Source organism: Streptomyces alkaliterrae, assembly GCF_007097205.2.
Classification (GTDB): domain Bacteria; phylum Actinomycetota; class Actinomycetes; order Streptomycetales; family Streptomycetaceae; genus Streptomyces; species Streptomyces alkaliterrae.
On the sequence record NZ_VJYK02000026.1, the window covers coordinates 22054 to 29425 of the forward strand.

General features: G+C 71.5%; 7 protein-coding genes. All 7 read right to left on the reverse strand.

The genetic code is table 11. The features are described 5' to 3' along the window. Positions 1 to 53: 53 nt before the first annotated feature. A complete protein-coding gene (locus FNX44_RS04375) occupies positions 54 to 1943 on the reverse strand; it encodes a DUF2075 domain-containing protein (protein WP_143646596.1) in 1890 nt (629 codons plus the stop codon). Positions 1944 to 2152: 209 nt separating this feature from the next. Beyond that, positions 2153 to 2758, reverse strand: a complete 606-nt coding sequence (locus FNX44_RS04380; RefSeq protein ID WP_143646597.1) for an NADPH-dependent FMN reductase — start codon at positions 2756 to 2758, stop codon at positions 2153 to 2155. 71 nt (positions 2759 to 2829) lie between these two features. Next, positions 2830 to 3339, reverse strand: a complete 510-nt coding sequence (locus tag FNX44_RS04385; RefSeq protein ID WP_143646598.1) for a nuclear transport factor 2 family protein — start codon at positions 3337 to 3339, stop codon at positions 2830 to 2832. 30 nt (positions 3340 to 3369) lie between these two features. After that, positions 3370 to 3609: an acyl-CoA carboxylase subunit epsilon gene (locus FNX44_RS04390; RefSeq protein WP_143646599.1), complete on the reverse strand. Its 240-nt coding sequence runs from the start codon at positions 3607 to 3609 to the stop codon at positions 3370 to 3372. Between the two features lie 29 nt (positions 3610 to 3638). Continuing rightward, positions 3639 to 5198 (reverse strand): acyl-CoA carboxylase subunit beta, encoded by a 1560-nt coding sequence (locus FNX44_RS04395; protein ID WP_143646600.1) that lies wholly within the window; start codon positions 5196 to 5198, stop codon positions 3639 to 3641. Further along, positions 5084 to 6475, reverse strand: coding sequence for an MFS transporter (locus tag FNX44_RS04400; protein ID WP_407699116.1), 1392 nt, complete (start codon positions 6473 to 6475; stop codon positions 5084 to 5086). The genes FNX44_RS04395 and FNX44_RS04400 overlap by 115 nt, the downstream gene beginning before the upstream one ends. Next, on the reverse strand, positions 6454 to 7323 hold the full coding sequence (locus FNX44_RS04405; protein ID WP_143646601.1) for an alpha/beta hydrolase: 870 nt from the start codon (positions 7321 to 7323) through the stop codon (positions 6454 to 6456). The genes FNX44_RS04400 and FNX44_RS04405 overlap by 22 nt, the downstream gene beginning before the upstream one ends. Positions 7324 to 7372 lie beyond the last annotated feature (49 nt).

Sequence of the window (7372 nt, forward strand, 5' to 3'; positions counted from 1 at the left end):
CGGTTTCCGTGATTCTAGATATGCCGAGCGTCACCGGACGGCGCGCGCCGCGGTCAGACCTGCGCTGCCTCGCTCATACGGTCGGATTCGGCCAACTCACGTAGCTTCTCGTGTGTCTCGGGGTCGGTCGAGTAGACGACGGTGCCGATCATGCCGCGGGTGAGTAGGACCTTGTAGGTGTTGCGGATCAGGCGGTCCACGTCGGTGTCCGGGGTCGACTTCTTGAAGACGGGGTCCTTCGAGGCCGTGCGGTCGGTGATCCAGCGGTCGCCGCGCCAGAGCAGGTCGGGGCCGATGATGACGCCGGACCAGTCGTACTCGAAGCCCTGGGCGGTGTAGACGCAGCCGACCTGGCCGAAACCAGCCGGGTCGGTGGCCCACAGCGCGGCCGGGGGCGCGCCGGAGACGGCGCGGTCGCCGCGCAGGTTCCAGGGGCGGGCCCAGTCGCCGATGACAACGTCGGGTGGGAGCGGGTCGCCGGGTTTGGGCTCCGGGGACCAGCGCCAGCAGTAGCCGGCGGACATCCGGGCGCCGTAGCCCTCGTCTCGGCGTGCCTGGAGGAAGGCTTCCATTTCCTGAGGGGTGTCCGCGACCAGGAGTCGCATGCGGCCGTCCGGCTCCCACCGGACCGGGCCACCCGGTTCGAGGGCGAGGAGGCGGACGACCCAGCGCAGGTAGGCGTCGCTGCCGCCGCAGCGGAACTGGCTGTCCAGGGGGACGGTGTGGCAGGGGATGCCGCGCTTCGCCGCCGCCGCCCTGATGTCCGCCTCGGTGCCCATCTCGCCGGGGCGCACGACCTGGTGCTCGTCGAGGAAGAAGACGGGTACGTAGGCGACGTCGATGAGTTCGTCGATCTGCGCCCTGCCGGTGCGGTGCTCGGCGCGGGTGTAGCGGTTGGCCGAGGTCTCGCGGATGCGGTGGGCCTCGTCGCAGATAAGGGCGCCCAGGCTGTTCTTCTCGGCCGTCATGAAGCTGTTGAAGTACTTGAACAGGTCCTGCACTTCCCGCTTTCGGGCGCCGGCGACCTTCCGCATCGTCTTGGTGAACGACTGCGAGCCGGTCGCGTGCAGGGCGGGTACCCCGCGCCGGTAGAGCTCACCGAGCAGTTGGAGGGCGATCACGCTCTTGCCGGTGCCGGGGCCGCCCGTGACGATCACGACCTCCTTGCGGTCGGCGTGCTTCGCCTTGCGTACCGCGTTGAGCACCATGCGGTACGCGACCTGCTGCTCGTCGAGCAGGACGAACTGGTCGCGCTCGCGCACCTCCTCGGCCGCCACGGCCATCAGCTGCTTCGACGGCACGGTGGCGCCCGCCTGCAGTTCGTCGGCGGCTCCGGCGCCCGGGTGCCGGTCGCTCAGCAGCGCGCGGAGGTGGTCGATCAGGGCGCCGCGGCGTTCCGCGGTGAACAGCAGGCCGTGGCCGTCCCGCTCGATCTGCCGCAGTCCGGCCACGCCGAACTCGGTGGCGTTGTGGAGGTACGCCACCCCGGCGACACGTTGGCCGTGTTCGGCGACCGCGCCGTTGAAGTTGACGAGGTACCGGCAGTAGCGGCGGACCTGCTCGATCGGGTTGAGGACGGGGTGGGCGTAGGCGTCGACGTGGCACAGGGTGGGGTCGTCGTCGTGCGGCAGCGCTTGGCTCCACTGCTTCAACTCCACCACGACGTACGAGGGTTCGCCGGTGGCGGGGTGGACGCCGGCGAGGACGGCGTCGGCGCGTTTGCTGTTCAGCGGGAGGGCGTACTCCAGCATGACCTCCACGTCGCCCAGTCCCGCGTCGGTGAGCGCGGCGGCCAGGACGGGCAGGCTGCGCTGCCAGGAGCGGACCTCCGAGGCTCCGGGACGGTAGCCGTGCATGTGGACGAACTGGTCGGTGAGGTGCAGGGACAGCGAACCGTCGAGCGCCATGACGGCGACCGTGTTCGCGGACGCGCGGAACAGCAAGGACTTCCCCCGGGCAGCACGAAGAGACTCGTGCGGGTGGGGGCGTGTCCTTCGAGACTCCGCGGAGGCGGAGTGGCGGAAGCCCGTCGGGCCGCGTTGACGACGTGCCCGAGGTTACCCGGTCGGTCGGGCCCGGTGGCGCGGGTGGCCCGGGGTGTCCTGAGCCCACGGCCTCAGGACACCCCGGGAGCACGGCGGGCGCCTGTCCGTCAGGGCTGCGGGTTGTACGGCGTCTTGCGGCGGGCCTCGTGGAGCGCGGTGCCCCACCAGGCGAGTTCGTCGAGCATCACCTTCGCCGCGCCGCCTGTGCCCTCGGTGTCACGGGGCCGGCCGTCCTCGCCGAAGGCCTCCCAGTAGTTCGGGAAGGCGACACCGTCCCTGATCGTGGCGGCGTGCATCTCGGCGAAGACCTGCCGCAGCTGCTCCACGGCGCGGAGTCCACCGGACTGGGCGCCGTAGGAGACGAAGCCGACCGGCTTCGCGCGCCACTCGGTGAGGTGCCAGTCGATGAGCGCCTTCAGCGAGGCGGGGAAGCTGTGGTTGTACTCGGGGGTCACCACGACAAACGCGTCGGCGGCGGCCAGCTTCGCGGACAGGGGGAGCATGCCGGCCGGGCGCAGCTCCTCCGTCGCCATGGCGGGCGGCGTCTCGGGAAGGACCAGCGGCAGTTCCGTTTCGGCGAGGTCGACGACGTCGACCTCGAAGGCGCCGTGTTCCCTGGCCAGTCCGGCGTACCAGTGTGTCACCACCTCGCCGAACCGCCCCTCGCGGACGCTTCCGAGTATGACGGCGAGTTTCAGGGGTCCTGTGGTCATGTCAAGTGCTCCGTCGTCTGGTCGAGTGGTTGTTGTCGGTGGGGCGGACGGTGGCTCGGGCAGCGGCGTGGTCAGTGGTCGGCGTTCGGCGGCTGGCCCGCGTGCCAGACCAGGTCGAAGGTGAACCGCCGGATGCGCCAGCCCACCGGGGTGCGGACGAACTCGGCGTCGTAGTGGCCGCCGATGTCGAAGTGGGCGTCCGGTTCCTCGCGCTTGCGCACGTGGATCGCCATCAGGTGGGCGCGGACGCGGGCCCGGTCCTCGTCGCCGTCCGGGTAGAGCTCGACCCTGTGGTTGGCGGCGAGGTGGTGGGTTCGTTCGAAGGTCGTGCGGGCCATCTGCTGGAAGCCCGCGAGGCCGTCGAAGCCCTTGTACTCGCCGAACGGGAAGGTGAGGTGGACGTCTTCGGTGAAGACCGAGTCGAACCAGGTGTCGTTGTGCCGGTCGGAGTCGAGGCGGTTGACGTAGCGGTCGCAGACCTCGGTGATCGCCGCGCGGTCGCCGAGCTCCCGCACCTGACGACGCAGTGCGGTCAACTCGTCGTTCCCGACGTGTGGTTCGGCTGCTTCTTGGGCGGCCATGAGGGCTCCTCCTCTGTGTGGGGGCGGGTGTCAGCGGTCGGTGGATCGCCAGCTGCGCGGGCCGTCGAAGCCTCGCGCTCGCTCCGGACGGCGCCAGCGCGCGACGGCCCGCTGGCGGCGCGAGAGGTCGTCGGGTTCGGCGCCGGCGGCTGCCGTGCGGGACAGCAGCACAGCGGTGAGTGCCGCGAGTTCCGCGGGGTCCGGGCTGCCCTTGCTGATGCGGAACAGCCGGTCGGGGGTGGCCTGGGTCGTGGGGTCGGTCTGAGTCATCTGCTCTCACCTGTCGCTGCTGTCACCTGTCACTGCGGCGGGTTGCCGTGCTTGCGGCGGGGGAGGTCGGCGTCCTTGCCGGCCAGCATGGCGATGGCGCGGCAGAGCACCGAACGGGTCTCGCGGGGGTCGATCACGTCGTCGACCAGGCCGCGCTCAGCGGCGTAGTACGGATGGACGAGCTCGTTCCGGTACTCCTCGATCTTCCGGCGGCGCGTGCTCTCCGGGTCGTCGGCCTCGGCGATCTCCCGGCGGAAGACCACGTTGGCGGCGCCCTCGGCACCCATCACCGCGATCTCGTTGGTGGGCCAGGCCAGCGCGATGTCCGCGCCGATCGAGCGGGAGTCCATGACGATGTAGGCGCCGCCGTAGGCCTTGCGCAGCACGACGGAGATGCGGGGCACGGTGGCGTTGCAGTAGGCGTAGAGCAGCTTGGCGCCGCGCCGGATGATGCCCTCGTGTTCCTGCTCGACGCCCGGCAGGAATCCCGGCACGTCGACGAGGGTGACCAGCGGGATGTTGAACGAGTCGCAGAACTGGACGAACCGCGCGCCCTTCTCGCTGGCCCTGATGTCCAGCACTCCGGCCATCGAGGCGGGCTGGTTGGCGACGACGCCCACGACGTGCCCGTCCAGTCGGGCCAGCGCGCACACGATGTTGGTGGCCCAGGAGGCGTGCACTTCCATGTACTCGCCGTCGTCGACGATTTCCTCGATCACCGAGCGGATGTCGTACGAGCGGTTCCCGCCTTCGGGGACGAGGTCGAGCAGCACGTCGCCGGGGCGGTCCGCGTGGTCGGCGGAGTGCGTCGCGGGCGGCAGCTCGCGGTTGTTCGAGGGCAGCAGGGAGAGCAGGTAGCGGACCTCGGCGAGGCAGGTCTCCTCGTCGTCGTAGACGAAGTGGGCCACGCCGGAGACACCGCCGTGCACGTCGGCGCCGCCCAGCTCGTTCTGGGTCACGTCCTCGCCGGTGACCGCCTGCACCACGTCGGGTCCTGTGATGAACATCTGGGAGATGTCCCGTACGGCGAAGACGAAGTCCGTCAGCGCCGGCGAGTAGGCGGCGCCGCCGGCGCACGGCCCCAGCATGACGGAGATCTGCGGGATGACCCCGGACGCCCTGGTGTTGCGCCGGAAGATGCCGCCGTAGCCGGCGAGCGCCGACACTCCCTCCTGGATGCGGGCTCCGGCGCCGTCGTTGAGTGAGACGATCGGCGCGCCGGCGGCCAGCGCCATGTCCATGAGCTTGTGGATCTTCTGGGCGTGGGCCTCGCCGAGGGCGCCGCCGAAGATCCGGAAGTCGTGGGCGTAGACGAAGACGGTCCGGCCCTCGACGGTGCCCCAACCGGTCACCACGCCGTCCGTGTACGGCCGTCTCGCCTCCAGCCCGAAGCCGCTGGCCCGGTGCCGGCGCAGTGGTTCGACCTCGGTGAAGCTGTCCTTGTCCAGGAGGAGTCCGACGCGTTCCCGGGCGGTCAGTTTGCCTTTGGCGTGCTGGCGTTCGGTGGCTTTCGGGTCGGGGCCCCGGCGGGCGAGTTCCCTGATCCGGTCGAGTTCCTCGACCCGTCCGGTGGTGCTGTTGTCCCCCATGTCTCTCCTTGTGTCCTGGAACGCTTGGGTCTGTTCGCCCGCCACTCCACGGCCCATGCCACGAGCGCGGCGGCCACGGACGCGAGCCCGCCGAGCAGCAGCCCCGCCTGTGCGCCGAGCCGGTGCGCGCACCAGCCGACCAGCACGGCGCCCAGGGGCGTGGAGCCCTGCAGGATCAGCGTGTAGAGGGCCATCACCCGCCCCCGGTACACGGCGTCGCTGCCCAGCTGGATGCGGTGGTTGACCGCCTGCGCGAAGTACAGGGACGCGAAGCCGGTGAGGGCCAGAAGCACCAGCGCGGAGACGAAGTCGGGGGCCCACGCCGCCGTCGTCTCCAGGGCTCCGAAGCCGAGCGCGGCGAGGATGACGGTGCGGGCGGACGGGCGGTCGCGCCGTTGGGTGGTGACCAGTGCGGCCAACAGTGAGCCGGCCGCGAACGCCGTGGTGAGGAGTCCGAAGGAGGCCGCGTCGGCGTGGAAGACGGTTCGGGCGAGCAGCGGAAGCAGCAGGTGGAAGTTGAGGCCGAACAGGCCGACGACCGCGATGAGCGCCACGGGGAGCAGCAGATCGCGGCGCGAGCTCACGTACCGCAGGCCGTCGACGACCCGGCCACGTCCGGCCGTCCGCCCCGACAGGTGAAGCTCGGAGGGCCGCATCATGCGCAGTCCCACGACCGTGGCCGCGTAGCTCACCGCGTTGAGCAGCATCACCCAGCCGGTGCCGAACGCGCTGATCAGCAGGCCGGCAAGGGCCGGGCCTGCGACCCGGGCGACGTTGAAGTACGCGGCGCTCAGCGCGGAGGCGTTCGGCAGCAGCTTCGGGCCCACCAGTTCGCTCACGAAGGACATCCGGGCCGGGATCTCGACCGCGTTCACGGTGCCGAGGGCGACGGCGAAGAGATACACGTGCCACAGCTGGACGGCTCCGGACAGCGCGAGCAGCGCCAGGCCGAGGGCGAGCACCCCGGACACGGAGTTGGCGAGCACCAGCAGCCGCCGCTTGTCGTGGCGGTCGGCGAGCCGTCCTCCGTAGAGGGTGAACAGCATCAACGGCGTGAACTGCAGCGCTGTCACGGTGGCCAGGGCCGTCGCGGAGTCCTCGGTGAGCGACAGCACCAGCCAGTCCTGCGCCACGACCATCATCCAGGTGCCCGCGACGGACAGGAGCTGGCCGCCCGCGAAGAGACGGAAGTTGCGCACCCCCAGTGAGCGGAGGCCGCTGGCGAAGGTCCGACCGAACACCGCGCGCACCGGCGTCAGCGCCCGGTCGGAGCGCACTCGCGCAGGGCGAGGCACTCCTCCAGGAAGCCGAGGGCCCGCAGGTGGTAGGACCGGGCGGCCCAGCCGAGGCTGATGTTGTGCCCGGCGCCCGGCATCCGGTCGACGACCACGCGGGGCGCGGCGGCCAGCCGGTTCCGGAGGTCGGAGAGCGCGGTGTCGTCGTGCCGCCACCAGGTCTCGTGTTCGGCGAAGGTGAGGCGGACCGGAACCCGGATGCGCGCGGCAAGCGACGCGAACCTGTCCGGCCAGTGCGGCGCCTCCGCCCGCTCGCGTACGGGCATGGGGGCGACGAGGTTGTCGCTCTCCCGGAAGGTGCCAGGCGGGTAGAGGCGCAGCTTGCCCCAGTTGCGGGTCCAGTGGCCGTGCCCGCGGTCGTCGGGAAGTTCCTCGGGTGGCGCGGCGTACCGGTGGCCGAGGCCGGAGACGTCCAGGCCGAGCAGCCGGCGGCCCTGCTGCTCCGGGCCCGGTTCCCGGTCGTGGGCGGCGGCGGTGAGGGCGAGTTTGCCGCCGTACGAGTGGGCGAGCAGGAGGAGGCCCGCGCCGGTGTCGTGGCGGCGGGTGAAGTCGTCGAGGGCGGCGTTCAGGCGGGCCGACTGTTCGTCCAGGCCCAGCCCCTCGGGCAGCACGCCGGCCGAGTCCCCGTAGCCGGGCCGGTCGACGGCGAGGACCGTGTAGTCCAGCCGTGCGCCGAGTCCGAGGAGGGACTGGTCCGGATGGGCGCGGGCGTCGAAGTACCCGGCGCTCATTCCGCCGCCGTGCAGCGCGACGACCGCGGCGCGCGGCGCGCGGTCCACGGGCTCGGCGAGCAGCGCGGACAGCGTGAGCCCGCCGGCGTCGAGCGTCACGCGGCGGACGGCGGGCCGCGGCGCGGGTCCGGTCGGGGCGGCGGCAGGC